Raw genomic sequence first — 25,086 nt, 5'->3', positions numbered from 1 at the left:
CTCCCCGCACGGCCGCCGCGCAAGGCGGTACGGTGGGGCGTGAAGGATGCGGCTACGCGGTCCGAGGAGGGAGCCACCGATGATTCTGCTCCGTCGCCTGCTGGGTGACGTGCTGCGTCGGCAGCGCCAGCGCCAGGGCCGTACTCTGCGCGAAGTCTCCTCGTCCGCCCGAGTCTCGCTCGGCTATCTTTCCGAGGTTGAGCGGGGGCAGAAGGAGGCTTCCTCCGAGCTGCTCTCCGCGATCTGCGACGCGCTTGACGTACGGATGTCCGAGCTCATGCGCGAAGTGAGCGACGAACTGTCGTTGGCGGAGCTGGCCGCGTCGGCGGCGGCGAACGAGCCGGTGCCCGCGCCAGTACGACCCATGCTCAATTCCGTCTCTGTGACGTCGGTGGCCGGAGTGCCGACGGAGCGGGTGACGATCAAGGCACCCGCGGACGTCGTCGCCGCCTGAGGGTGCGGATGTGAGGCTGTGACGGGGCCCCGGTCGGTAGCGATACCGGCCGGGGCCCCGGCATGTCCGCAGCGGTGCGGGTCCGGGCATGGTCGGCCACCCATGGCCCGAATGACCGTTTCGTCTCTCCTGTGTCATGGTGGACAGGGAACCGGAAGAGGCCGGTGCGTCCGGTCGGGCCGGTGGAGTCGACGGAACACTGGAGGGCCCGTATGTCTGTCGTGAAGAGTCCCCTGTCCGAGGAGGACCTGAAGCTGGTCGGCGAGGCGTTGCAGGGCGCGCTCGTGGATCTGGTGGATCTCTCGCTCATCGCCAAGCAGGTGCACTGGAACATCGTCGGGCCGCGCTTCCGCTCCGTACACCTTCAGCTCGACGAAGTCGTGACCACGGCGCGGCAGCACTCGGACACGGTCGCGGAGCGGGCCTCGGCGATCGGTGTGACGCCCGACGGGCGGGCCGCGACGGTGGCGGGGACCAGCGCGATCGGCCCGGTCCCCAACGGCTGGATCAAGGACGGGGACGCGGTACGGACCCTGGTGGACGCCCTTGGCGCGGTGGTCACGCGGATGCGGGAGCGCGTCGGCGCGACGGACAAGCCGGATCCGGTGACGCAGGACATCCTGATCCAGGTCACGGCCGACCTGGAGAAGCACGCGTGGATGTTCCAGGCGGAGAGCGCGTAGCGCGCGGCGCACGCCGTGGGTGTGCGTCCGATGCGCCCTCCCCGCCGGTGATCGCACGGGTCTAGCGTCGTTCGGCGTCGATGGTCGCCGGCCGGAGGAGGCCGCCATGGTGGGGCGATGGATCCTTCCTCCGGCCTGCGCTCTCGTCTGTGCACTTGTCCTCGGTGTTCTCGGTGGAGCGTGGTGGTGGGCCGTGCTGCGGCTGCTGCTGGTGCCGGAGCACAGCGGTGTCGTGGAGTGCACGGTGGCGGCGGGTGGCTGGGGGCTGAGCCTGCTGCCGGTGCACGCGGCCGCGGCGCGGGGGAAGCCGGGCCGGGGTCAGGGGGCGGGGCCCGACTGGCAGCGGGGGCACCAGTAGACGGGACGCCCGTCCTGGTCGGCCGTACGGATCGGGGTGCCACAGCGGGGGCAGGGGCGGTGGGCGCGGCCGTAGACGTGCAGCTCCCGGCGGTGGCCGGGACGTTCGCGGTTGGCTTCGAGTAGCTTCTTGGCGGCCGTCACCAGGCGTTCGGGGGAGGGGAGTTCGCCGACCGGAAGCCATGGGGTCGCGCGGACGAGGAAACATGTCTCGGACTTGAAGATGTTGCCGACCCCGGCGAGATTGCGCTGGTCGAGCAGTGCCTCCCCGACAGGGCGGCCGGGATCGGAGAGCAGCCGTCGCAGGGCGAGGGCCGGGTCCCAGTCGGGGCCCAGCAGATCGGGGCCGAGGTGGCCGACCACACGCTCCTCGTCGCTGGTACGGAGGAGTTCCAGTACGGGCAGCCGGTAGCCCACGGCGGTGTGCTCGGCGGTGCCGAGGATCGCCCGGATCTGATGTGCCGGGCCGCCGCGCCAGCGCTCGCCGGGGGCGTAGATCTTCCACGCGCCGTCCATCCGCAGATGCGAGTGGAGGGTGAGTCCGCCCTCGACCCTGGTGAGCAGGTGTTTTCCGCGCGGCGTGACATCGAGAACGGTCCTGCCGGTGAGATCGGCGGTCGCGTACCGGGGGACCCGCAGGTCGGAGCGGGTCAGGGGATGTCCGGCGAGGGCGGTGTGCAGGCGCCGGGCGGTCTGCCAGACGGTGTCTCCTTCGGGCATGTCTCCCATGATGCGCGACGGGGCGGGGCCGGGCTGGGCGACGGATCGGGTGGCGGGTTTGGCTGATGGGTTGGGTGGGTCGGTCCGGTGGGCGGTGTTTCCGGGGGCGGGTGGTGTTCCGGGACGATCCTGGGGCCTGCCTGAGGGGTCTCGGACCCGGTCAGGCGCGTAGGCGGAGGCCCCTGGGGGTGGCGTGGAAGCCGGCCGACTCCAGGGCCCGGCCCAGCGGCGACGTCAGGGCCGGGGCGCCGTTGGCCCGCTCGACCGTGACCGTACCGAGCGCGCCCGCGCGGGCCGCGTCGGCCAGCGCCCCGGCGGCGGCCGTCAGCGCCGGGGCCTGCGGATCCACGGCCCAGGCCAGCAGGGTCCTGCCGCCGCGCTCCAGGTAGAGGGTCAGCTCGCCGTCGACCAGGACGACCAGGGAGCCGGCCTTGCGCCCCGGCTTGTGGCCCGCGCCGTCCGGCGGCTCCGGCCAGGGCAGGGCGGCCCCGTAGGCGTTGGCGGGGTCGGCCGCGGCGAGCACCACGGCCCGGGGTGCGGACTGCTCGGGGGCGCGGTCGCGGGCCGTCGCCGCGGCCCGCAGCCGGTCGACCGCGCCGTCCATCGCGAACTGTGCGGCGCCCAGCCCCTCCACGACATAGCCGCGACGGGCCTGGCCGCTGTCCTCGAAGGCCGACAGCACGCGGTACGTGGCGGAGAAGCCGCCCGCCACCCCCTCGGCCGCGACCGCGCCCCGGGTCACCACACCATGACGGTCCAGGAGCGTACGGGCCAGGGCGTGCGCGCGGTGCGTGGGGTCGGGCTCCGGCTCGGGCAGCAGCGACCAGCGTCCGCTCACGGTCGGCGGGCCCGTACGGGACACGGGTCTGGCCGCGACCGTGAGGGTGCCGTACCGGCCGCGGGGCACCGGTCGGCGCGCGCGGTGGGCGGTGGCGCCGGCCGTACGGCCGGCGCCGAGCAGCGAGCGCAGCGGGGCCAGCGTGTCATTGGTGAGCCGCCCCGACCAGGCCAGGTCCCAGACAGCGTCGGCGAGTTGGGGGTCGGTCGCCTCGGGGTGGGTGGTGGCGCGGACCTGGTCGGCGATCTGCCGGAAGAACAGTCCGTACCCGCCGGAGAGGGTGGTCAGCACCGAGGCGTGCAGGGCGGTCTGCTCCAGCGGATGCGGGGCGGGCAGGAGGAGCGGGGCGGCGTCGGCGAGATAGAGCGAGACCCAGCCGTCCTTGCCGGGCAGGGCTCCGGCTCCGGCCCACAGCACCTCGCCCGTGGTGGTCAGTTCGTCCAGGAGCGCCGGGGCGTAGCCGGCGACCCGGGACGGCAGGATCAGCTTCTCCAGGGCGGACGCGGGGACGGGGGCGCCCTGCAACTGCTCGACGGCGCGGGCGAGCCCGTCGATACCGCGCAGGCTGTCACCGTTCAGATGCTGCCACTGGGGAAGGAACGTGGCGAGCGCGGCGGGCGCGACCGGCTCCAGCTCCTGGCGCAGCGCGGCCAGGGAGCGGCGGCGCAGCCTGCGGAGCACCGTGGCGTCGCACCACTCCTGACCGATGCCGGAGGGATGGAACTCGCCCTGGACGATCCGGCCGCTCGCGGCGAGCCGCTGGAGCGCGCCGTCCGTGACCGCCGCCCCGAGACCGAAGCGCTCGGCCGCAGAGGACGAGGTGAACGGCCCGTGCGTGCGGGCATGGCGGGCGAGCAGATCGCCCAGCGGATCCTTGACCGGTTCGGTGAACGCCTCGGGGACACCGACCGGCAGCGCTGTGCCCAGGGCGTCCCGCAGCCGGCCGGCGTCCTCGATCGCCGCCCAGTGGTCAGCCCCGGCGATACGGACCCTGACGGCGCGGCGGGCCGTGGCCAGCTCCTCCGCCCACGCCACCGGCGCGCCGCGCTCGGCCAGTTCGCCGTCGGTGAGCGGACCGAGGATCCGCAGCAGGTCGGCGACGCCCTCGGCGTCCTTGACGCGCCGGTCCTCCGTCAGCCACTGGAGTTCGCGCTCCAGCTCCGTGAGGACCTCGGGGTCGAGCAGCTCGCGCAGCTCGGCCTGGCCCAGCAGCTCGGCGAGCAGCCGGGAGTCCAGCGAGAGGGCGGCGGCCCGCCGCTCGGCGAGGGGCGAGTCGCCCTCGTACAGGAACTGCGCGACGTAGCCGAAGAGCAGCGACCGGGCGAAGGGTGAGGCCTCGGGGGTGGTGACTTCGACGAGCCGGACGCGGCGGGCCTCGATGTCGCCCATCAGCTCGGTGAGACCGGGGACGTCGAAGACGTCCTGAAGGCACTCCCGCACCGCCTCCAGCACGATGGGGAACGAGCCGAACTCACTCGCCACCTGGAGGAGCTGGGCGGCGCGCTGGCGCTGCTGCCACAGGGGGGTGCGCTTGCCGGGGCTGCGGCGCGGCAGCAGCAGCGCCCGCGCGGCGCACTCCCGGAACCGGGAGGCGAACAGGGCGGAGCCACCGACCTGTTCGGTGACGATCCCGCGGATCTCGCCTGTGTCGAAGGCGACGTCCGCGGCGCCCAGCGGGGCCTGCTCGCTGTCGAAGGCGGTGCTGAGCCGGTCCGGCTCCTCGTCGAGGAGATCCAGGCCCATCAGATCGGCGTCGGGCAGCCGCAGCACGATGCCGTCGTCGGCGTGCATGACCTGCGCGTCCATGCCGTACCGCTCGGAGAGCCGGGCGCCCAGGGCCAGCGCCCACGGGGCGTGCACCTGGGCGCCGAACGGGGAGTGGATCACCACCCGCCAGTCGCCCAGCTCGTCACGGAACCGCTCGACCAGGATCGTCCGGTCGTCGGGGACGTGCCCGCAGGCGCGGCGCTGCTCGGCCAGGTACGACAGCAGATTGCCGGCTGCCCAGTCGTCCAGGCCCGCCGTCATCAGGCGCAGCCGCGCGTCCTCCTCGGAGAGGGAGCCGACCTCGCGTAGGAAGGCGCCGACCGCGCGGCCCAGCTCCAGCGGGCGGCCGAGCTGGTCGCCCTTCCAGAACGGCAGCCGTCCCGGGGCACCGGGGGCCGGGGTGACCAGGACCCGGTCACGGGTGATGTCCTCGATCCGCCAGGATGTCGTCCCCAGGGTGAAGACATCGCCCACCCGGGACTCGTACACCATCTCCTCGTCCAGCTCGCCGACCCGGCCGCCGCCCTTCTTGGGGTCGGCTCCGGCGAGGAAGACCCCGAAGAGGCCGCGGTCGGGGATCGTGCCGCCGGAGGTGACGGCGAGACGCTGGGCACCCGGGCGGCCCGTGACCGTACCCGCGAGGCGGTCCCACACCACCCGGGGCCGCAGCTCGGCGAAGGCGTCGGAGGGGTAGCGCCCGGCGAGCATGTCCAGCACGCCGTGGAACGCCGAGTCGGGCAGGGAGGCGAACGGCGCGGCCCGGCGGACCACGGTGAGCAGGTCGTCCACCTGGCGGGTGTCCAGCGCGACCATGGCGACGAGCTGCTGGGCCAGCACGTCCAGCGGATTGGCCGGCACGCGCAGCGCCTCGATGGACCCGCCGCGCATCCGCTCCGTGACCACGGCGGCCTGCACCAGGTCGCCGCGGTACTTCGGGAAGACGACGCCCGTGGAGACCGCGCCGACCTGATGGCCGGCCCGGCCCACGCGCTGGAGGCCGGAGGCGACCGAGGGCGGCGACTCGACCTGGACGACCAGATCCACGGCGCCCATGTCGATGCCCAGCTCCAGGCTGGAGGTGGCCACGACGGCGGGCAGCCGGCCCGCCTTGAGATCCTCCTCGACCTGGGAGCGCTGCTCCTTGGAGACCGAGCCGTGATGCGCGCGGGCCAGCAGCGGCGGGGCGCCCTTGGCCGCGCCTGACTGGGCCATCACCTCGGCCGGGGAGTGCTCCTCGGGCATCGTCCGCCCTGTCGCGCGTTCGTACGCGATCTCGTTGAGCCGGTTGCACAGACGCTCGGCCAGGCGGCGGGAGTTGGCGAACACGATCGTGGAGCGGTGGGCCTGGACGAGATCGGCGATCCGCTCCTCCACATGCGGCCAGATCGACGGCTTCTCCCCGCTGTCCGTCTCCGACGCGGGGGAGCCGCCCAGCTCGCCCAGGTCCTCGACCGGGACGACGACGGAGAGGTCGAACTCCTTGCCGGAGGGCGGCTGGACGATCTCCACCCGGCGCTGCGGGGAGAGATAACGGGCCACCTCCTCCACCGGACGCACCGTCGCCGACAGGCCGATCCGTCGTGCCGGGCGCGGCAGCAGCTCGTCGAGCCGCTCCAGGGAGAGGGCGAGGTGGGCGCCGCGCTTCGTCCCGGCCACGGCGTGCACCTCGTCCAGGATCACCGTCTCGACGCCCGCGAGCGCGTCCCGCGCGGAGGACGTGAGCATCAGGAACAGCGACTCGGGTGTGGTGATCAGGATGTCCGGCGGCCTTGTCGCCATCGACCGGCGGTCGGCTGGCGGGGTGTCGCCCGAGCGGATACCGACCCGCACCTGCGGCTCGGGCAGTCCATGCCGTACGGACTCCTGCCGGATCCCCGTGAGCGGGCTGCGCAGATTGCGCTCCACGTCGACCGCGAGGGCCTTCAGCGGTGACACGTACAGCACCCGGCACCGCTTCTTCGCCTCGGCGGGCGGCGGCGCCGAGGCGAGCTGGTCCAGCGCGGCGAGGAAGGCGGCCAGCGTCTTGCCGGAGCCCGTCGGCGCCACCACCAGCACGTCCGACCCCTCCTGGATGGCGCGCCAGGCGCCCTCCTGCGCCGCGGTGGGCGCGGAGAAGGCCCCCGTGAACCAGCCGCGGGTCGCGGGGGAGAAGGAGTCGAGCGCGCTGGCTGCCATGCCCCCCATCGTGCACCCGGCCACTGACAATCGCCCGGGCCTGGGGAAACGGCCCCGCCCATCAGAACCGCGGTCCTGATGGGCGGGGCCGTCTTCGCCGTCGACGGCGGGGTCCGTGCGCACCGTACGGGCGGCGGGGCGCGGCTCGCGGCACGGGCGCGTGCCGTGCTGAGGAGCGGATGACGGACCCGCCGTCCCTGGGCCGGCTCGCCGCCGAGCTGGGGACCAGCCCCTTCGCCCCGCTGCTCCTTCAGGAGCGCCTACGGGCTGCCGCCGCACACCCCTGGCTCACTGACGCGCGGGTGCGCCGTGCACGCAGCCTCCTGGACGCCGGTACGGGGCCCGCGGAGGCGGCGGTGGCCGTCGGGTTCACCGATCAGCCTCACCTCAACCGGCACTTCAGCCGTATCATCGGGGTCCCTCCCGGCGCGTACCGCGGGGAGCGGGCCGGGCGGCGCTCAGGCTGACATCGGGCGGGGCTGCGCGTGGCGGGCGGAGTGGAGAGGCGGAGTGGAGAGGCGGGGCGGGGCAGGGCGCAAGAATGTACAAGACCTGGGGGTTCCGCTCCGCGTAGCGTCCGCGGCGTGGCAGAACAGACAGCGTCCGCTTCCTCGGACATACCGGCCGGCATACCGGCGGACGGCCCCGGGGGAAGCGCCCCGCACCCCGCACCTCGTACCGCCCCCGCGGCCAAACCCGACTCCGCCGTGGTGCGCGACGCCCTCGGTGTCGGCATCGCCGTCGGACTCTCGGGCTTCGCCTTCGGCGTCACCGCGGCAGGCGCGGGGCTCACCGTGGCACAGATCTGCGCGCTCAGCCTGCTGGTCTTCACCGGCGCCTCGCAGTTCGCGCTCGTCGGCGCGCTCGCGGCCGGCGGGAGCCCCTTCACCGCCGCGGCGGGCGCGTTCTTCCTGGGCGTACGCAACGCCTTCTACGGTCTCAGGCTCTCTCAGTTGCTGCGCCTGCCGGGCCCCGTGCGCCCGTTCGCCGCGCAGTGGGTGATCGACGAGACGGCCGCCGTCTCCCTCGCCCAGCCGACCCGGCGCGCCGCCAGGATCGGCTTCACGGTCACGGGGCTCACGCTCTACGCGCTGTGGAACCTGACCACTCTGGCCGGTGCGCTGGGCGCCGAGGCCCTGGGCGACACCGCCGCGTGGGGGCTCGACGCCGCGGGGCCCGCCGTCTTCCTCGCCCTGCTCGCGCCGATGCTCCGTACCACCACCGAGCGCGCCGTCGCGGGCCTCGCCATCGTCCTGGGGCTCGGGCTGCTGCCGGTGCTGCCCGGCGGGGTCCCGGTGCTCGTCGCGGCGCTCGCCGCACCCGTCGTGCTCTGGCTCCAGGGCCGCGGGCTCGGCGCCCGCCGCACGCCCTCCTCCGGCCCGCCGGAGGGCTCCGGTCGCACGAAGGGAACGGACCGATGACCGTGTGGATCGCGATCGGCGCGACCGCCGCCGGCTGCTACCTCCTCAAGCTGGTGGGACTTCTGGTACCCGCGGGGGTGCTGGAGCGCCCGCTCGTCCGGCGGCTGTCCGCCCTGCTGCCCGTCGCCCTGCTCGCCGCGCTGACCGCGCAGCAGACCTTCAGCGCTAACGGCGCGCTCGTCCTGGACGCCCGGGGCGCGGGGGTCGCCGCGGCGGCGCTCGCACTGGTGCTGCGCGCCCCGTTCCTGGTGGTCGTCGGGGCCGCCGTGGCCGTCACGGCAGTCGTACGGGCGCTGTCCGGCTGACCCGGGGGCCCCGGGGCGGAACGGGGGCTCTGGGGCCCTCACGGCGGCGTACGAGGGGGACAGCGCAGGACCGCACCCGGAGGAGCGGGATACTGGGCGCATGCGGTTGACGATTTTCTGGGAGCGGATGGCGGACCACTTCGGTGCCGCCTACGCGGACTCCTTCGCCCGTGACCATGTGATGGCCGAACTGGGCGGCCGTACGGTGCACGAGGCACTCGAAGCGGGCTGGGAGGCCAAGGACGTCTGGCGCGCCGTCTGCGCCGCCATGGGTGTCCCGGCCGAGAAGCGCTGACGCGCCGCCCCCGGAGAGGGGCCCAAAGCCCGGACCGCGGGGCCGGTTGTCACTGCCGTAGTCCAGACTGACTCCGTGGCACCGAACGACAGCACCGCCTCGGACGTACAACCGCCGATCCCTCCGCCGGACTCCGCGCCGGAGACCCCGCACGCCGCGCCCTCAGGGACGCCCGCGGGGCCGCTCCCGCGCCCGGCCGACCGGGACGGCGGGGGCGAGCGTATGCCCCGCTGGCTGCCGAGGGCCATGCTCCTCGCCCTGGGCCTCGTCGCCTGCTTCCAGCTCGGTATCTGGGCGTTCCACCAGCTCTTCGGGCTGCTGATCAATGTGCTGATCGCCTTTTTCCTGGCGCTGGCGGTGGAACCCGCGGTCAGCCGCATGGCGGCCCGGGGGATGCGCCGCGGACTCGCCACCTTCCTCGTCTTCTTCGGGGTGCTGATCGCGAGCGCCGGTTTCGTGGTGATGCTCGGTTCCATCCTGGCGAGCCAGATCATCGACATCGTCGACTCCTTCCCCCAGTACCTCGACTCGGTGATCAAGTGGATCAACCTGACGTTCCACACCGAGCTGTCCCGGGTCGCCGTCCAGGACAGCCTGCTGCACTCCGACTGGCTCCAGAGGTACGTGCAGAACAGCGCCAGCGGCGTCCTCGACGTCTCCGCCACCGTGCTGGGCGGGCTGTTCCGGCTTCTGACGATCTTCCTGTTCTCCTTCTACTTCGCCGCCGACGGGCCCCGGCTGCGCCGCGCGCTCTGCTCGGTGCTGCCGCCCGCCCGGCAGGCCGAGGTACTGAGGGCCTGGGAGATCGCGATCGAGAAGACCGGCGGATATCTCTACTCGCGCGGACTGATGGCCCTCATCTCCGGTGTCGCGCACTACATCCTGCTGGAGATCCTGGGCGTCCCGTACGCGCCTGCACTGGCGATGTGGGTGGGTCTGGTCTCCCAGTTCATCCCGACCATCGGCACGTACCTGGCGGGCGCCCTGCCCATGCTGATCGCCTTCACCGTTGACCCCTGGTACGCGGTGTGGGTCCTCGGCTTCGTCGTGATCTACCAGCAGTTCGAGAACTACATGCTCCAGCCCAAGCTCACCGCCCGGTCCGTGGACATCCACCCGGCGGTGGCCTTCGGCTCGGTCATCGCGGGTACGGCGCTGCTGGGCCCCGTCGGGGCGTTGATCTCGATCCCCGCCGTCGCGACCCTGCAGGCGTTTCTCGGCGTGTACGTGAAGCGGTACGACGTGATGGACGATCCGCGGGTGGGAGGCGGCAGACGGCGCCGCGACGTCCCGCTGTGGGGGCGGATACGGCGGATACGGCGGCTGCGGACGGGGGATGACGGCAGGGGCCGTCCGTAGGGCTGTTGGCACCTCGAATCCGACGACGCGGGACGGGACGATACGGGGCGGAGCCACGTCAGGAGGCCCCGCCCCGTCCTCAAGAGGTCATGAAGGGGTCATACGGCAATGGCCCGTGCGACCGGGGTTGGCCGTGCGACCGGGGTCAGAAGCGGTCCGGGGCACGCTGCGGGAGCGGAGACCCGGGGAGCACGTCCCGCTTCTGGTTCTTCCGTGCCTCCGCGTTCGAGTCGGCCGTCGCCCGGCAGGTCACGTCCTTCGCCGGGAGCTTGCCGGTGAGCAGGTAGTCGGTGACCGTGCCGTCGGTGCACGCGTTGCCGTTCGGGTAGACGCCGTGGCCCTCGCCGCCGAGGACGGTGACCATCTTCGAGCCCTTCAGAGTGGCGTGCAGGGCCTGACCGCTGGGCAGCGGGGTCTGCGAGTCCCACTCGTTCTGCACGACCAGGGAGCCGACCTTGTTGTTCACCTCGGTCGCCGGTTCCACGGACCTGTCCCAGAACGCACAGGGCTTGATGCTGGACGCGAAGTCACCGAAGAGCGGGTAACGGCCCTTGTCCTCGATGGCGTCCCGCCGGTAACTCTCGGGATCGCGGGACCATGCGGCCGAGTTGTCGCCGCAGATGACGGCCAGCATGCTCGCCGTCATGTTGTCGGACGGCAGCTCGGCGGCGGTGCCCGCCGTCCCGGCACCCTCGGATCCGGTGAACGCCGCCAGCTTCTTCGCGGATGCGGGCTCGCCGGCCGCGGCCTTCTTCAGCTCCACGAGCCCCTCGGTGGCGTACTCCGGGCTGAAGACCGCCGCGCGCATACCGCTGCGGATGTCGTCACCGGTGTTCGGCCAGCCCTCCACCTCGATGGGCTTCTCGTCGGCCTGCGCGACAAGGTCCCAGAAGGTCCGGCCGACCTCCTTCGGGGTGTCACCGAGGCCGTACTTCTCCGAACGCTCGGCGGCCCACTCGGTCCACCGGTCGAACGCGGGCTCGGCGCCCTCCGCCCACCACTGGACCATCCCCCGCCAGGCGCGCGCCGGATCGATCGCGCTGTCCAGCACGAACCGGTCGGCCCGGCCCGGGAAGAGCTGGGTGTAGACGGCGCCCAGATAGGTGCCGTACGAGTACCCCACGTACGAGATCTTCTTCTCACCGAGAATCGCCCGGAGCAGATCCATGTCGCGCGCGGCGTTGCGCGTGGTGATGTGCGGGAGCGTGTCGCCCGCCTTCTCCTTGCACTTGGCCGCGACGTCGCGTGCCCAGGCGACGTGTCTGTCGAACGTCTCCTCCTTGTACGGCCGCAGCCAGTTCTCCTCGTCCGGCTCCAGGTCGCAGGAGACCGGGCTGCTCAGTCCCACCCCGCGTGGGTCGAAGCCGATGAGGTCGTACTTCTGCCGCGCGGACTCGGGGAGCCTGTCCTGCATCCCCAGCGGCATGTAGAGCCCCTGTCCGCCCGGACCGCCGGGGTTGGAGAACAGGACACCGTGCCGCTTGTCGGGCGCGGTGCTCTTGAGCCGGGATATGGCCAGGTCGATCTGCTTGCCCCCAGGAACCCGGTAGTCCAGCGGCACCTTGACCGTGGCGCACTCGAACTCCGCCGGAGCGTCGGCGTCGCACCGCTTCCACTGTGGCTTCTGCTTCACATACCGGTCCAGCGTGCCCTTGGCGGCGGACGTGGAGACGGTCGACGGGGTGGCGGCCGGAGCGGCGGTGGCCGTCGAGGTGGCGAGCACGGGAGCCAGCGTGGCCGTGACACTCACGGCCAACAGGGGCGCGAGACGTCGTCTGCGCACGATATCGATCCTTCCGGTCGTATGTTCGGACAGGAAAGATCATTCAGGAACGGGCCCTGCGCGCGGATCCCTCGCCGGGCTGCACATCCCGTACACCCAGGGAATGACACAACGGTCCTGGGTGGTACCGGAGTTGTAGGGGGCGGACCGTCTTCGACGGCGGGCGGTGCCCCACTCGGGCGCTCACTCGCCGGCCCGTCCGCTCGGTGTCCTGTGTCACGAGATCTTGACTGTTTGCCACACGGACTTGACCGCTTGTCCGATCTCATCCGGTCGGGCGTCTACTTCGCCGCCTTCGGTCGCCGCGCTCTCAGTCTCCGAACCTTGTCGGTGCGGTGAGCGTCAGATCGCGGCTGGCCGCCCAGAGACGTGCCGCGGTCGTGGTGTCGGCGAGGTGGCCCCAGAGGGGTTCGATCCTGGGCGTACCGCGCAGCCCGAACAGTTGGGGGCTCCACGTCTGGCCGCCGCGGACAAGTACCAACCCGCGAAACTCTCCCCGCCCTTGGGCCAGCGGAACGGACGCACCGGCGCTACGTTCTCGAAACGGACACCCCAGCAGGCCGCGAGAGACCGTCGAACCTGTACCCCATCTTCCAGAAACCCCAGGTCAAACACCCCAAGGTCCGGATGCGCGTACGCATCCGCGAGTCCCCCACCGCCACCCCCGACACACCAGCACTCCGTGCCACTCGAACTTCGGTGGCACGAACTTACTGATCATCAACCTTCGATGGCAATGATCAAGGTTCGATGGCACAGGTTCACGGGAGGACCGTGGGGCCCGGCGCGTGTCACTTGACACCAAAATCGAACATCCATTCTTATGGGAGGGTCGCTGGCTGGCGGCCGGCCCGGACGAATCGTCCGAGGTTGTCCACAGGCGGGGAGGCGCCGGGGACGCGTTGTCAGTGGCAGGGGATAGCGTCATTGACGTGAAGCGATCGACTCAAGCAAATCGGGTGGAACCCATGGCAGGAACCGACCGTGAGAAGGCGCTCGACGCCGCTCTCGCACAAATTGAACGGCAATTCGGCAAGGGCGCAGTGATGCGCATGGGAGACAGGCCGAACGACCCCGTCGAGGTCATCCCCACCGGATCGACCGCGCTCGACGTCGCGCTCGGCGTCGGCGGCCTGCCACGCGGCCGCGTGGTGGAGGTGTACGGTCCGGAGTCCTCCGGCAAGACGACGCTGACGCTGCACGCCGTGGCGAACGCGCAGCGGTTGGGCGGCTCGGTGGCCTTCGTGGACGCCGAGCACGCCCTCGACCCCGAGTACGCGAGAAAGCTCGGCGTCGACATCGACAATCTGCTCCTCTCCCAGCCGGACAACGGGGAGCAGGCCCTCGAAATCGTGGACATGCTGGTCCGCTCCGGCGCGCTCGACCTCATCGTCATCGACTCCGTCGCGGCGCTGGTGCCGCGTGCGGAGATCGAGGGTGAGATGGGCGACTCGCACGTCGGTCTCCAGGCGCGGCTGATGAGCCAGGCGCTCCGGAAGATCACCAGCGCGCTCAACCAGTCCAAGACCACCGCGATCTTCATCAACCAGCTCCGCGAGAAGATCGGCGTGATGTTCGGCTCGCCGGAGACCACGACCGGTGGCCGGGCGCTCAAGTTCTACGCGTCGGTCCGGCTCGACATCCGCCGTATCGAGACGCTGAAGGACGGCACCGAGGCCGTCGGCAACCGGACCCGGGTCAAGGTCGTCAAGAACAAGGTGGCACCGCCCTTCAAGCAGGCCGAGTTCGACATCCTCTACGGCCAGGGCATCAGCCGCGAGGGCGGCCTGATCGACATGGGCGTGGAGCACGGCTTCGTCCGCAAGGCCGGCGCCTGGTACACGTACGAGGGCGACCAGCTCGGCCAGGGCAAGGAGAACTCCCGCAACTTCCTCAAGGACAACCCCGATCTCGCCAATGAGATCGAGAAGAAGATCCTGGAGAAGCTGGGGGTCGGGGTCCAGCCGCAGGCGCCGACGGCAGAGCCGGGCGCGGATGCGGCGGGCGCCCCCGCCCCGGGGGACGAGCCGGCGAAGCCGGCGGCCGCCGCCTCCAAGGCCAGGTCGGCCAAGTCGGCAGCGGCCAAGAGTTAGTCCGGCACCGTGCCTTATGCGAAGAGGCGACGGGCCGAAAGGCCGGGCGGCAGCTCCGACTCGTCGAGGGCCGAGCAGGAGCTGCCGCCCCAGGACCCGGCCGAGCGGGCGCGGGCGATCTGTCTGCGCCTGCTCACCGGCACGCCGCGCACCCGCAAGCAGCTCGCGGACGCGCTGGAGAAGCGGGAGATCCCGCAGGACATCGCGGAGGAGGTGCTCTCCCGCTTCGAGGACGTGGGGCTGATCAACGACGCGGCGTTCGCCGACGCCTGGGTGGAGTCGCGCCACCACGGCCGCGGTCTGGCCCGGCGCGCGCTCGCGCGCGAGCTGCGTACGAAGGGTGTCGAGTCCGCCCTGATCGACGAGGCGGTCGGGCAGCTCGACTCCGAGCGGGAGGAGGAGACCGCCCGCGAGCTGGTCGCCCGCAAACTCCGTGCCACCCGCGGCCTGGAGCGGGACAGACGTGTGCGTCGGCTCGCGGGGATGCTGGCGCGCAAGGGGTATCCGGAGAGCATGGCGCTCCGGGTCGTCAAACGGGCGCTGGAGGAGGAGGGCGAGGACACCGAGGGGCTGGACGAGGGCGCGTACTAGAGCCAGGCACTCGCCGCGCCGGCCATCCGTGCACCGGCCTTGCCGGTGCACGCTGCTCACGCTCCGGCACCGGCACCGGCACCGGCTCCGGCACCGGCACCGGCATCAGCTCACGCTCGGCCATCGGCGCGTCCTGTGCACCCGGACCCGCCCAGGCACCCGGCCTCCGCCCGGCCCATGGCGCCCGCCCAGGGCACCGGCCGGCGCGCCCCCGCCCGGGCTCGGTCCGCGTTGGCGTTCGTCCTCGCCCGGGCCTGGATCCGGACTTCCGGCCCGGTGTGGTGGTCCGGCGTACCCCGACGTAGCCGCGTACGGGCGCGGTGGCGCGCTCACGCGTTCACCGTGCGACGGGCAGTCCCTCGGCCTTCCACGCCTGGAACCCTCCGACGAGGTCGGTCGCGCGGTGCACTCCCAACTGCCGCAGGGAGACCGCCGCGAGGCTCGACGCGTACCCCTCGTTGCAGACGACCACGACCCGCAGCTCATGGCTCGTGGCCTCCGGGGCGCGGTGGCTGCCCTGCGGGTCGAGCCGCCACTCCAGTTCGTTGCGCTCCACCACCAGTGCTCCCGGGATCAGCCCGTCGCGCTCACGCAGCGCCGCGTACCGGATGTCCACCAGCAGCGCGCCGTCCGCCGCTGCCTCGAACGCCTCCCGGGGCTCCAGCCGGTCCAGGTCCGCGCGGACCCGCTCCAGCAGCTCGTCTATGCCCACCCGCTCGCTCACTGCCACTCCTCGGGACGCTCGACCTGCTCAAGCCGGAGCACCTGGCCCGTGCGGCTGTAGCGCCGCATCAGCGGCAGCGGCGGGTAGTACGCGTGGACGGACACGGCGTGGGTGTCGCCGGACTCGTTGCGCACCTCGTGCACATGGTGCCTGCCGAACGCCCGGCCCTCGCCCGCCGTCAGCTGACGTTCACGGTCCACGTCCTCGGCCAGCTCCAGGGTCTTCCATCCCTCGGTGGGCAGCCGCGCCGCCAGCGAGTCCTCCTTGAGCGCTCCTGAGGCCGTGGCGAAAGCGCCGTGCGAGCCGCCGTGGTCGTGCCAGCCGGTGCCCGTGCCGGGCGGCCAGCCGATCAGCCACGCCTCGCTGCCCCCGGGGCCGTCCAGCCGGATCCATGTACGGCCCTCGGGGTCGAGGGGGAGTGAGGCGATCAGCGCGCTGTCGGCGGCGGTGCCGCGGACGAAGTCCAGCAGTTCGGCGGGGGAGGGCCCGCCCATCGGGGCGACCGGTGTCGCCGGTGCGGCCCGATGGGCGGGCGCGGAGGTGCCTACGGGAAGAGCGGAGGTACCTACGGGAAGAAGCGACATGGTGACCGTCCTGAGAGGTTCGCGAAGGTGCCCTGCCGCGGCACGGAGCGGCGGGCGCGGGTGGAGAAGCGGCGAATCAACAGGACGGGCGACACACGCAGCCCGCATAGCGGACCAGGTCCATATGGACCCTCCGCCACAGGCGCACATCGGTGTCGGTCACGATTCGGAGTACACCATGTGAGCCCGTGGCGGTCAATTGATGTTCGCGGTGTGGTCAGGGGTTACCGGAGCGTTCGGCTTCGGGACGGTGTGCGCCGCCGGCGGATCGACGGCGCCCGAGGGCGCGTGGGGCGCGCCGCCGCGCGCCGCGTCCGCCGCCGCGTAGAGGTCTTCGGGCCGTACCCCGCCGAAGGCCGTCACGAGGTGCCCGTCCGGCCGTACCAGCAGGACACTGTGCGCGGAGGCGCCCGGGTACGCCTCCGTGACCAGCAGCTCCGCCCGTACGGGCAGGGCGGCCACCGCGTCGGCCAGCCGCGGCATCACTCCCGCCGTCATCCAGTGCCGCCGGTCCCAGACCCCGGTGCCCGGCGCGACCAGCACCACCAGCAGACGCCCCCGGCCCAGCCGGTCGCCGAGGCGCGTGGTCGTGCCGTCCGGCGCCGTCACCCGTACGTCGTCGACCTGGCCCCCGGGGGGCGTGCCCACCGTCGTCTGCGTCCCGGCGTACGGAGGCGCGAGAGGGGAGTGCGGGTAGGCGGGTGGTGCGCCCAGCGAACCGTTCCCGAGATGCCCGTCGGCGAGCAGCGTGTCGTGCCCACGCGTCGCACCCGGCACGTACGTACGCAGCCCGCCGCCGCCCCGCAGTATCGGCAGCGACTGGTCGGCCGCGCGCAGCCGGGCGGCCACGGCGGTGCGCCGCTCGGCCTGATAGCTGTCCAGCAGGGTCTCCGAAGCCCCGTGGTGCCAGTCCTCGGCGAGCTTCCAGGCGAGGTTGCCGATGTCGCGCAGCCCCTCGTCGAGGCCCTGGGTGCCGACGGCGCCCAGCAGATGCGCGGCGTCCCCGGCGAGAAAGGCGCGGCCCGCGCGCCAGCGCCGGGCGAGCCGGTGGTGCAGCGTGTAGACGCCCGTGTCGAGCAGGTCGTACGGCGGCGTCTCGCCGCACCAGCCGGCCAGGGTGTCCCGTAAACGCGCCACCAGGGCCTCGGGCGTCACCAGGTCGCCGCGGGCGGGCAGCAGCCAGTCGAGCCGCCACACACCGTCCGAGAGCGGCCTGGCGGACACCTCCTCGCCGCCGCCCGGCCACGGCGGCCGACGGTGCAGCAGCGCCTCGTCCGGCCACGGCAGCTCCACGCGGAGCGCGGCGACCGCGTGCCGCTCCACCGCCGTACGCCCGGGGAAGCGGATGCTGAGCAGCTTGCGGACCGTGGAGCGGGCGCCGTCGCACCCCACGAGATGGCTGCCGCGCCACCAGGTCGCCCCGGGACCGCGGGTGTGCGCGGTGATCCCGTGGCCGTCCTGCTCCAGGGCGTCCAGCCGGCTGCCGGGGACCAGCCGGATCAGGCCCTCCTCGGCGATGGCGGCGCGCAGCCCGCGCGTCAGCGCGTGCTGCGGGATGTGCAGCGGAGCCGGGGAGCCGTCACCGGCCGTGCCGAGCGGCAGCTCCCGCATGAGCTGCTTGCGCCGCATCAGACGCCAGCCGACCCAGTGTGTGCCCTCGTCACCGAGGGTGGTGCAGCCGAGCCGGGCCAGCAGCGCCGAGGTGTCCGGCCGTAGTACGGCGGTCCGCGCGGGGCGTGGCTCGGCCGTGCCGGTGGACTCGTCCAGCACGACGGAGGGGACGCCCTGCGCGGCGAGGGCCAGCGAGAGCGCGAGCCCGACCGGGCCCGCGCCGACAACGATCACCGGGTCCACGGCGCGCCCCTTCGGGCCCGTGCGGTCATACGGTCAAGGGCGGCGGCAGGAGCCCGGTGTGTGATCACAGAACGTATGCAACCTACTGGGGGTGCCCGCGTCAAGCGACGGGCTGGGCGGCGCGCACACCCCCTGTCCCGCCCGACTCAGGAGAGGTCGCCCGTGGAGGCCCCCGGTGTCTTGGCCAGATCCAGGTCTTCGGCTCCGAGGACCGCGCCGGTGCTCTTCTTGCCGCGCCGCAGCCGCCGCTCCAGCCACCCGGCGAAACTGGTGAGCGCGAAGTTCAGCACGATGTAGATCAGGGCGATGACGACGAGGGCGGCGATGGTGTTAGCGCCGTAGTTCGCGGTGATCGTACGGTTCTGCGAGAGCAGTTCGGAGAAGCCGAGGACCGCGCCGCCGATCGCCGTGTCCTTGACGACCACCACGAGCTGGCTGACCAGGGCCGGCAGCATCGCGGTCACGGCCTGCGGCAGCAGGACGTACGACATGGTCTGGCCCTTGCGCATCCCGATCGCCTTCGCGGCATCGGTCTGGCCGTTCGGCAGTGTGAGGATGCCGGCCCGGACGATCTCCGCTATGACCGATGCGTTGTAGAGCACCAGACCGGTCACGACGGCGTACAGCGGCCTCAGGTCCGAGGAGACATTGCTGAACTGGACGTACAGCGCGCTGGCGAACACCATCATGATCAGCACCGGCAGGGAGCGGAAGAACTCCACGACCACGCCGACCGGAATGCGGACCCACGCATGGTCGGAGAGCCGGCCGATACCGAGCAGCGCGCCGAAGGGCAGGGCGATCACAATGGCGAGGGCCGCGGCCTTGAGCGTTTCGCCGAGTCCGGGCAGCAGATATGTCGTCCAGACCGCGGAGTCCGTGACGAACGGGCTCCACTTCTCGGACGCGAGCTGTTCCTTCTCTGCCATGGTCGCCAGCACCCACCAGGCGGCGAGCGCGATGAGCGCCAGGAACACGACCGTGTAGAGGATGTTGCGCCGCTTGGCGCTGGCGCCCGGGGCGTCGTACAGAACGGACGTGCCACTCATCGCTTCACCGCCACGCGCTTGCTGACCCAGCCCAGGAGCAGGCCGGTCGGGAGGGTGAGAACGACGAAGCCGAAGGCGATCACCGCGAAGACGGCGAAGAGCGCGCTGCTCTCGTTCTCGATCATGGTCTTCATCAGGGCCGAGGCTTCGGCGACGCCGATGGCCGCGGCGATCGTGGTGTTCTTCGTCAGCGCGATCAGCACGTTGGCCAGCGGCGCCACCACGGAGCGGAACGCCTGGGGCAGCACGATCAGCGTGAGCACCTGGAAGAAGTTCAGCCCCAGCGCGCGGGCGGCCTCGGCCTGCCCGACGGGCACGGTGTTGATGCCGGAGCGCAGGGACTCGCAGACGAAGGTGCCGGTGTAGGCGACCAGGCCCAGTACGGCGAGCCGGAAGCCGATGGACTCGAAGTTCTCGCCGCCGAGCTTGATCTGGAGCGTCTGGCCCAGCCCCAGCGAACAGCCGACGAGCACCACGGTCAGCGGGGTGTTACGGACGACGTTGACATACGCGGTACCGAAGGTACGCATGAGTGGTACGGGACTGACACGCATCCCGGCCAGCAGCGTTCCCCATATCAGGGAACCCACTGCGGAATAGAGGGTGAGCTGCACCGTCACCCAGAAGGCGCCGAGCAGGTCATACTGCCCGGAATCAAGAAAGTCGAACACGATGCCCCGCGCTCTCCCCTGGTTTGCTGGTCGGTACGCGCCGCCGGCCCGGCCGGCGGCGCGTCACTGCTTCTCTCAGCTCGCGGCGTCGATCTTGGGGGCGGGCTCGTTCTTGTAGTTGGCCGGCCCGAAGTTGGCCTTCACGGCCTTCTCCCAGGAACCGTCCGACTCCATCTTGGTGAGCGCGGCGTTGATCTTCTTCTGGAGCTCGGTGTCGCCCTTCTTGAGGCCGATGCCGTAGGGCTCGTCGCTGAGCTTGAGACTCAGAAGCTTGAACTTGCCCTGGTGCTCCTTCTGCGAGGCGTATCCCGCGAGGATGGAGTCGTCCGTGGTCAGGGCGTCGACGGCCTTGTTCTCCAGACCGGTCAGGCACTCCGAGTAGCCGCCGACGGCCATGAGGTCCGCCTTGGGGGCGAGCTTGTCCTTGACGTTCTGCGCCGAGGTGGAGCCGGTGACGGAACAGAGCTTCTTGGAGTTCAGGTCCGCGGCCTTGGTGATGGAGCTGTCGTCCGCGCGGACGAGCAGGTCCTGGTGGGCCAGGAAGTAGGGGCCCGCGAAGTCGACCTTCTTCTTGCGCTCGTCGTTGATCGTGTAGCTCGCGGCGACGAACTTCACGTCACCGTTGGAGATCAGGTTCTCGCGCTCGGCGCTGGGCGACTCTTTCCAGATGATGTTCTTGGCGTCGTAGCCGAGTTCCTTGGCGACATACGTGGCGACGTCGACGTCGAAGCCCGCGAAGGTGCCGTCCGGCTTCTTCAGACCGAGACCGGGCTGGTCGAACTTGATACCGATGGTGATCTTGTCGCCACCGGAACCTCCGGCGCCGTTCTCCTCGCTCTTGCCGCCGCAGGCGGTGGCGGTCAGGGAGAGGACCAGTGCGGCGGCCGCGGCCGCGCTTGCCTTGTGGAGCTTCATGCGTGAACTTCCCTCAAGTGAGACGTGAACGAATCAGGTTCTGCCGGACTCGGTAGAGCCGTGGAAGAGCCGTAAGACGCTGAGAAGAGCCGTGAACTGGTGAGTCAGTGGTGCAGGATCTTCGAGAGGAAGTCCTTGGCACGGTCGCTGCGCGGATTGCTGAAGAACTCGTCGGGCGTCGCCTGTTCGACGATCCGGCCGTCGGCCATGAAGACGACCCGGTTCGCGGCGGAGCGGGCGAAGCCCATCTCGTGCGTGACGACGACCATCGTCATTCCGTCGCGAGCCAGTTGCTGCATGACTTCGAGTACTTCATTGATCATCTCGGGGTCGAGCGCCGAGGTCGGCTCGTCGAAGAGCATGACCTTCGGGTTCATCGCCAGAGCCCGCGCGATGGCGACACGCTGCTGCTGTCCGCCCGAGAGCTGGGCGGGGTACTTGTCGGCCTGCGAGCTGACGCCCACGCGGTCGAGCAGCGTGCGCGCGGTTGCCTCGGCCTCCTTCTTGTCCGTCTTGCGGACCTTGATCTGGCCCAGCGTGACGTTCTCCAGCACCGTCTTGTGTGCGAAGAGGTTGAACGACTGGAAGACCATGCCGACATCGGCACGCAGCTTCGCCAGTTCCTTGCCCTCGTCGGGCAGGGGCTTGGCATCGATCGAGATGGAACCCGAATCGATCGTCTCCAGACGGTTGATGGTGCGGCACAGTGTGGACTTGCCGGACCCGGAGGGTCCGATGACGACCACGACCTCGCCACGGGCGATGGTCAGGTCGATGTCCTGGAGCACATGCAGCGCGCCGAAGTGCTTGTTCACGTTGCTCAGTACGACCAGGTCGCCCGTCGCCGGCCCGGCGCTCCCGGTGTCCTTGGTCGCTGACACTCCGCTCATCGGCTTTTTGCTCCGTCCTCACTCGGTTGGGGAGGACCCTAGTCACGCACTGCGATCAGCGTCATTACATCTGAGCTGAAATTGAGCATAACGATCCGGCCGCAACCGGACACTCCGTGTGAAGTGGGCAGTGCGAGGAGTACCGGGTGGGTAACGGAAACCTCGGTGTAACGGGAAGGCTCTTGACTGGCGCGGCGCCATCGGCATGGATGCCAGATACGTAGACACCTACATCGGACATGACTCAAGATCCCGACATTCGGGATCGCGACCGAAAAGGAGGCCCGTGAGGCTGCTGCTCGTGGAGGACGACGACCATGTCGCCGCCGCACTGTCCGCCGTGCTCGCCAAGCACGGATTCCAGGTCGTCCATGCCCGCAGCGGCGAGGAGGCGCTGCAGGCCGTCCTGCCCTCCGGCGGCAGACCGCCGTTCGCGGTGGTGCTGCTCGACCTCGGACTGCCCGACCAGGACGGCTACCAGGTCTGCGGCAAGATCCGGAAGATCACCTCGACCCCGGTGATCATGGTGACGGCGCGGGCCGACGTACGCTCCCGGATCCACGGCCTCAACCTCGGGGCCGACGACTACGTGGTCAAGCCGTACGACACCGGCGAACTCCTCGCCCGTATCCACGCCGTCAGCCGGCGCGCCGTGGGCGGGGACGAACCGGGGCACCCGGACGAGGCGGCCCAGCGGCTCGGACGCCTCACGCTCGAACTGCCCACCCGCCGGGTCTCCGTCGACGGCATACCCGTACAGCTCACCCGCAAGGAGTTCGACCTGCTGGCCCTGCTCGCGCAGCGCCCCGGAGTCGTCTTCGGCAGGGAACAGATCATCAGCGAGGTGTGGCGTACGAGTTGGGAGGGTACGGGGCGCACGCTGGAGGTCCATGTGGCGTCACTGCGCTCCAAACTCGGCATGCCCGCGCTGATCGAGACCGTACGCGGGGTCGGCTACCGGCTGGTCGTCCCGGCCCCGCACCCGGGGTCGTAGCGGCCCGGTGACCTCCCGACTCCTGCCGCTGCTGATCATTCTCATGGCGGCCGTGCTCCTCGCCCTGGGGTTCCCGCTCGCCGTCAGCCGCGCCGCCGCCGAACAGCAGGACGTCGTCATCGACCGGATCGACGACACGGCCAGGGTCGCGGCCCTCGCACAGTTCGTCTCCGAGGGCCGCACCGGTACGGAGGGCCGCGCGGGCAGTCAGGAACGGCGCGACCTGCTGGAGGAGGAACTGACCCGCTACCACGAGGTGTACGGGATCAGGGTCGGCGTCTTCTACCGCGACGGCGAGGCCATGGCCAGCGCCCCGAAGGGCTGGCGGGTGCCCGCGGAGGGCACAGGGCGCCAGTCCTTCCAGGAGGCCCTGCTGGGCCGCCGCAGCGACGACCCCGAGCAGGTCTGGCCCTGGCAGAACGGCCGGCTCATCGTGGACTCGCCGGTGGTACGGGACGGGGACGTGGTCGCCGTCGTGGTGACCGACTCGCCGACCGGCCAGATGCGTTCGCGCACCCTGCGGAGCTGGCTGGTCATCGGGGCGGGCGAGGCGGTGGCCCTGCTCGTCGCCGTCGGGGCCGCCATCCGGCTGACCGGGTGGGTGCTGAAGCCCGTACGGGTCCTGGACGCCGTCACTCACGACATCGCCACCGGCCGGATGAAGTCGCGCGTCGCCGCCGCGGGCGGTCCGCCGGAACTGCGGCGGCTGGCCGGCTCGTTCAACGAGATGGCCGACAACGTCGAGGACGTACTGGAACAGCAGCGCGCCTTTGTCGCGGACGCCTCCCACCAGTTGCGCAACCCGCTCTCCGCACTGCTGCTGCGGATCGAGCTGCTCGGGCTCGAACTGCCCGAGGGGAACGCGGAGATCGCCTCCGTACGCACCGAGGGCAAGCGGCTGGCGCAGGTCCTCGACGACCTGCTGGATCTGGCGCTGGCCGAGCACACCGCCGCCGATCTGCGGGTCACCGACATCGGGGAGGTCGCCGCCGAGCGGGTCGCGGCCTGGCGGGCGCTGGCCGAGGAGAAGGGCGTACGGCTGACCGAGCACCGCGCCGCGGTGACCGGCTGGGCCGACCCCATCGCCCTCTCCAGCGCCCTGGACGCCGTGATCGACAACGCCCTCAAGTTCACCCCCGCCGGCGAGGAGGTGACCGTCACGGTCGCCCGTAACGGCGCGACCTCCACCGTCGTCGTCAACGACGGCGGTCCCGGGCTCACCGACGAGGAACTGTCCCGGATCGGCGACCGCTTCTGGCGCAGCAACCGCCACCAGAACATCAAGGGATCGGGGCTCGGTCTCTCCATCACACGGGCGCTGCTCGCGGCCGGCGACGGCACCATCACCTACGCGCACGGCGAGCCGCGCGGTCTGCGGGTCACCGTCAGCGTCCCGAGAACGGCGCCCTGACCACGCGTCGAGCCGAGCCGACGTCGAGCCGCTGCGCGCGCCGCGTCGGCGTTCGGCGCCTTCGGGCGTGACCGCGTGCCCGGCCGATCCGGCCCTACGGCTTGACCGACTGGTAGTAGCGCGTCGCGCCCTTGTGCAGCTTGAGCGGGTCCGTGTAGATGGCGGTCCGCAGATCCACCAACTGGGCGGGGTGCACCTGGTGGCCGATGCGGTCCCGGCTCTTGATCACCGTACGGGTGAAGCCCTCCACCAGATCCGAGTCGATCCCGTCGTTGGTCACGAGGAGATTGGCCACCGCGACCGTGGGGACGGGGGCCGTGCTCCGTATCCCGCCGTACGCGTCGGCGGGTATCTCGGCCGAGCGGTAGTAGCGCGCGGCAGCGCCGCCCGAGGTGTGCAACTTCTCGATCAGCGCGGCGTCCAGCGGGACCAGCCGTATGTCGTAGCGCGCGGACAGCTCCTGCACGGCGTTGGTGGGCAGCCCGCCCGACCAGAAGAAGGCGTCCAGCTTCCCCTCTTCGAGCAGGCCCGGCATGGTGTCTATCCCGGCCAGGACCGGGCTGACGTCCTGCGCGGGATCGAGCCCGGCGGCCGCCAGGATCCGCTCCGCGAGCAGCCGGACCCCCGATCCCTCCTGGCCCACGCCCACCTTCTTGCCCCGCAGCTCCTCCACGGAGCCGATGCCGGCGCTCTTGGCGGCGATGAGCTGCACATAGTCGTCGTACAGCCGGGCGCAGCCGCGTAGGCCGGCGGCGCCGGGGCTGCCGTCCTTCCGGTACTTGGCGACGGCGTCGGCGGTGGCGATCGTGAAGTCGGCCTCGCCCGTCGCCACCCGGGCCAGATTCTGCTGGGAGCCCTCGCTGTCCCGCAGATCGACCGAGACTCGGGGCAGGTCGCGCGCCAGATCCTCCTTGAGCAGCGTCCCGTACCGCTGGTACACCCCCGTCGTCACGCCCGTACTGAAGGTGACCGAACCGCTCGGCGACGCCGGGCCGATCGGCGCCAGCCACCACACGAGCAGCCCGAGCACCACCAGCCCGGCGGCGGCTCCCCGCAGGGCGCGGCCGCGGCTGAGGCGGGACGGAAGGATGACCATGCGCCGATCCTGTCAGCTCACTCCCCGTGATGGCCAGGCCCTGTCCAGGACTCGCCA

Annotated in this window: 24 protein-coding genes; 12 read left to right on the top strand and 12 right to left on the bottom strand. The window is 71.4% G+C overall.

What is annotated here, in order from left to right; translation table 11 throughout:
- Positions 1–79: 79 nt before the first annotated feature.
- The 3 genes from ACIQ7D_RS34580 to ACIQ7D_RS34570 all read left to right on the top strand — a co-directional run bounded on the left by ACIQ7D_RS34580 (position 80) and on the right by ACIQ7D_RS34570 (position 1,495).
- Positions 80–454, top strand: coding sequence for a helix-turn-helix transcriptional regulator (locus ACIQ7D_RS34580; protein WP_329822570.1), 375 nt, complete (start codon positions 80–82; stop codon positions 452–454).
- Between the two features lie 212 nt (positions 455–666).
- Positions 667–1,137 (top strand): Dps family protein, encoded by a 471-nt coding sequence (locus ACIQ7D_RS34575; RefSeq protein ID WP_403944699.1) that lies wholly within the window; start codon positions 667–669, stop codon positions 1,135–1,137.
- Between the two features lie 106 nt (positions 1,138–1,243).
- A complete protein-coding gene (locus ACIQ7D_RS34570; RefSeq protein ID WP_403944696.1) occupies positions 1,244–1,495 on the top strand; it encodes a hypothetical protein in 252 nt (83 codons plus the stop codon).
- Here ACIQ7D_RS34570 and ACIQ7D_RS34565 read toward each other — a convergent pair.
- On the bottom strand, positions 1,456–2,214 hold the full coding sequence (locus ACIQ7D_RS34565; RefSeq protein ID WP_403944695.1) for an Fpg/Nei family DNA glycosylase: 759 nt from the start codon (positions 2,212–2,214) through the stop codon (positions 1,456–1,458). The two genes, ACIQ7D_RS34570 and ACIQ7D_RS34565, sit on opposite strands and share 40 nt — an antisense overlap.
- Positions 2,215–2,374: 160 nt before the next feature.
- Positions 2,375–6,994, bottom strand: a complete 4,620-nt coding sequence (locus ACIQ7D_RS34560; RefSeq protein ID WP_403944693.1) for an ATP-dependent helicase — start codon at positions 6,992–6,994, stop codon at positions 2,375–2,377.
- Positions 6,995–7,173: 179 nt separating this feature from the next.
- Between ACIQ7D_RS34560 and ACIQ7D_RS34555 the strand changes: the two genes are divergently transcribed.
- The 5 genes from ACIQ7D_RS34555 (at position 7,174) to ACIQ7D_RS34535 (ending at position 10,374) form a co-directional block, all read left to right on the top strand.
- A complete protein-coding gene (locus ACIQ7D_RS34555; protein ID WP_403944690.1) occupies positions 7,174–7,461 on the top strand; it encodes a helix-turn-helix transcriptional regulator in 288 nt (95 codons plus the stop codon).
- A gap of 117 nt (positions 7,462–7,578) precedes the next feature.
- Positions 7,579–8,415: an AzlC family ABC transporter permease gene (locus ACIQ7D_RS34550; protein ID WP_403944688.1), complete on the top strand. Its 837-nt coding sequence runs from the start codon at positions 7,579–7,581 to the stop codon at positions 8,413–8,415.
- Entirely contained in the window at positions 8,412–8,720 is a 309-nt protein-coding gene (locus tag ACIQ7D_RS34545; protein ID WP_403944686.1) for an AzlD domain-containing protein, read from the top strand. The genes ACIQ7D_RS34550 and ACIQ7D_RS34545 overlap by 4 nt, the downstream gene beginning before the upstream one ends.
- A gap of 100 nt (positions 8,721–8,820) precedes the next feature.
- Entirely contained in the window at positions 8,821–9,015 is a 195-nt protein-coding gene (locus tag ACIQ7D_RS34540; RefSeq protein ID WP_403944685.1) for a DUF3046 domain-containing protein, read from the top strand.
- 222 nt (positions 9,016–9,237) lie between these two features.
- The gene (locus ACIQ7D_RS34535; RefSeq protein WP_403944718.1) at positions 9,238–10,374 is read left to right on the top strand and encodes an AI-2E family transporter; all 1,137 of its coding nucleotides are present in this window, start codon (positions 9,238–9,240) and stop codon (positions 10,372–10,374) included.
- Positions 10,375–10,519: 145 nt separating this feature from the next.
- Here the strand turns inward: ACIQ7D_RS34535 and ACIQ7D_RS34530 are convergent, their stop codons facing one another.
- The gene (locus ACIQ7D_RS34530) at positions 10,520–12,157 is read right to left on the bottom strand and encodes an alpha/beta hydrolase (protein WP_403944683.1); all 1,638 of its coding nucleotides are present in this window, start codon (positions 12,155–12,157) and stop codon (positions 10,520–10,522) included.
- A gap of 968 nt (positions 12,158–13,125) precedes the next feature.
- On the opposite strand from ACIQ7D_RS34530, the gene recA reads away from it, so the two are divergent.
- Positions 13,126–14,250 carry a recombinase RecA gene (gene recA / locus ACIQ7D_RS34525; RefSeq protein WP_403944682.1) on the top strand — a complete coding sequence of 375 codons (1,125 nt, stop codon included), beginning with the start codon at positions 13,126–13,128 and terminating at the stop codon, positions 14,248–14,250.
- 9 nt (positions 14,251–14,259) lie between these two features.
- Entirely contained in the window at positions 14,260–14,841 is a 582-nt protein-coding gene (gene recX / locus ACIQ7D_RS34520) for a recombination regulator RecX (RefSeq protein ID WP_403944681.1), read from the top strand.
- A gap of 337 nt (positions 14,842–15,178) precedes the next feature.
- Here recX and ACIQ7D_RS34515 read toward each other — a convergent pair whose 3' ends face one another.
- The 8 genes from ACIQ7D_RS34515 to ACIQ7D_RS34480 all read right to left on the bottom strand — a co-directional run bounded on the left by ACIQ7D_RS34515 (position 15,179) and on the right by ACIQ7D_RS34480 (position 21,528).
- On the bottom strand, positions 15,179–15,565 hold the full coding sequence (locus ACIQ7D_RS34515) for a rhodanese-like domain-containing protein (protein ID WP_403944679.1): 387 nt from the start codon (positions 15,563–15,565) through the stop codon (positions 15,179–15,181).
- On the bottom strand, positions 15,562–16,059 hold the full coding sequence (locus tag ACIQ7D_RS34510; protein ID WP_403944715.1) for a cysteine dioxygenase: 498 nt from the start codon (positions 16,057–16,059) through the stop codon (positions 15,562–15,564). The genes ACIQ7D_RS34515 and ACIQ7D_RS34510 overlap by 4 nt, the downstream gene beginning before the upstream one ends.
- A 166-nt stretch (positions 16,060–16,225) precedes the next feature.
- The gene (locus ACIQ7D_RS34505) at positions 16,226–16,273 is read right to left on the bottom strand and encodes a hypothetical protein (protein WP_309506048.1); all 48 of its coding nucleotides are present in this window, start codon (positions 16,271–16,273) and stop codon (positions 16,226–16,228) included.
- A gap of 71 nt (positions 16,274–16,344) precedes the next feature.
- Positions 16,345–18,003 carry an FAD-dependent monooxygenase gene (locus ACIQ7D_RS34500; RefSeq protein WP_403944678.1) on the bottom strand — a complete coding sequence of 553 codons (1,659 nt, stop codon included), beginning with the start codon at positions 18,001–18,003 and terminating at the stop codon, positions 16,345–16,347.
- A 146-nt stretch (positions 18,004–18,149) separates the two neighbouring features.
- Positions 18,150–19,052 (bottom strand): amino acid ABC transporter permease, encoded by a 903-nt coding sequence (locus ACIQ7D_RS34495; RefSeq protein WP_403944676.1) that lies wholly within the window; start codon positions 19,050–19,052, stop codon positions 18,150–18,152.
- Positions 19,049–19,723: an amino acid ABC transporter permease gene (locus ACIQ7D_RS34490; RefSeq protein WP_403944673.1), complete on the bottom strand. Its 675-nt coding sequence runs from the start codon at positions 19,721–19,723 to the stop codon at positions 19,049–19,051. The genes ACIQ7D_RS34495 and ACIQ7D_RS34490 overlap by 4 nt, the downstream gene beginning before the upstream one ends.
- Positions 19,724–19,798: 75 nt before the next feature.
- Positions 19,799–20,638: a glutamate ABC transporter substrate-binding protein gene (locus ACIQ7D_RS34485; RefSeq protein ID WP_403944670.1), complete on the bottom strand. Its 840-nt coding sequence runs from the start codon at positions 20,636–20,638 to the stop codon at positions 19,799–19,801.
- 104 nt (positions 20,639–20,742) lie between these two features.
- Positions 20,743–21,528, bottom strand: coding sequence for an amino acid ABC transporter ATP-binding protein (locus tag ACIQ7D_RS34480; protein ID WP_403944668.1), 786 nt, complete (start codon positions 21,526–21,528; stop codon positions 20,743–20,745).
- 286 nt (positions 21,529–21,814) lie between these two features.
- On the opposite strand from ACIQ7D_RS34480, the gene ACIQ7D_RS34475 reads away from it, so the two are divergent.
- Positions 21,815–22,522 carry a response regulator transcription factor gene (locus ACIQ7D_RS34475; RefSeq protein ID WP_403944666.1) on the top strand — a complete coding sequence of 236 codons (708 nt, stop codon included), beginning with the start codon at positions 21,815–21,817 and terminating at the stop codon, positions 22,520–22,522.
- A gap of 7 nt (positions 22,523–22,529) precedes the next feature.
- Positions 22,530–23,933 (top strand): ATP-binding protein, encoded by a 1,404-nt coding sequence (locus ACIQ7D_RS34470; protein ID WP_403944663.1) that lies wholly within the window; start codon positions 22,530–22,532, stop codon positions 23,931–23,933.
- 94 nt (positions 23,934–24,027) lie between these two features.
- Here the strand turns inward: ACIQ7D_RS34470 and ACIQ7D_RS34465 are convergent, their stop codons facing one another.
- On the bottom strand, positions 24,028–25,029 hold the full coding sequence (locus ACIQ7D_RS34465; RefSeq protein ID WP_403944661.1) for a TAXI family TRAP transporter solute-binding subunit: 1,002 nt from the start codon (positions 25,027–25,029) through the stop codon (positions 24,028–24,030).
- Between the last annotated feature and the right edge of the window lie 57 nt (positions 25,030–25,086).

This window comes from Streptomyces sp. NPDC096310, from assembly GCF_044763125.1.
In the GTDB taxonomy this organism is placed as follows: domain Bacteria; phylum Actinomycetota; class Actinomycetes; order Streptomycetales; family Streptomycetaceae; genus Streptomyces.
This window is presented reverse-complemented; position numbering and strand designations above follow the sequence as displayed.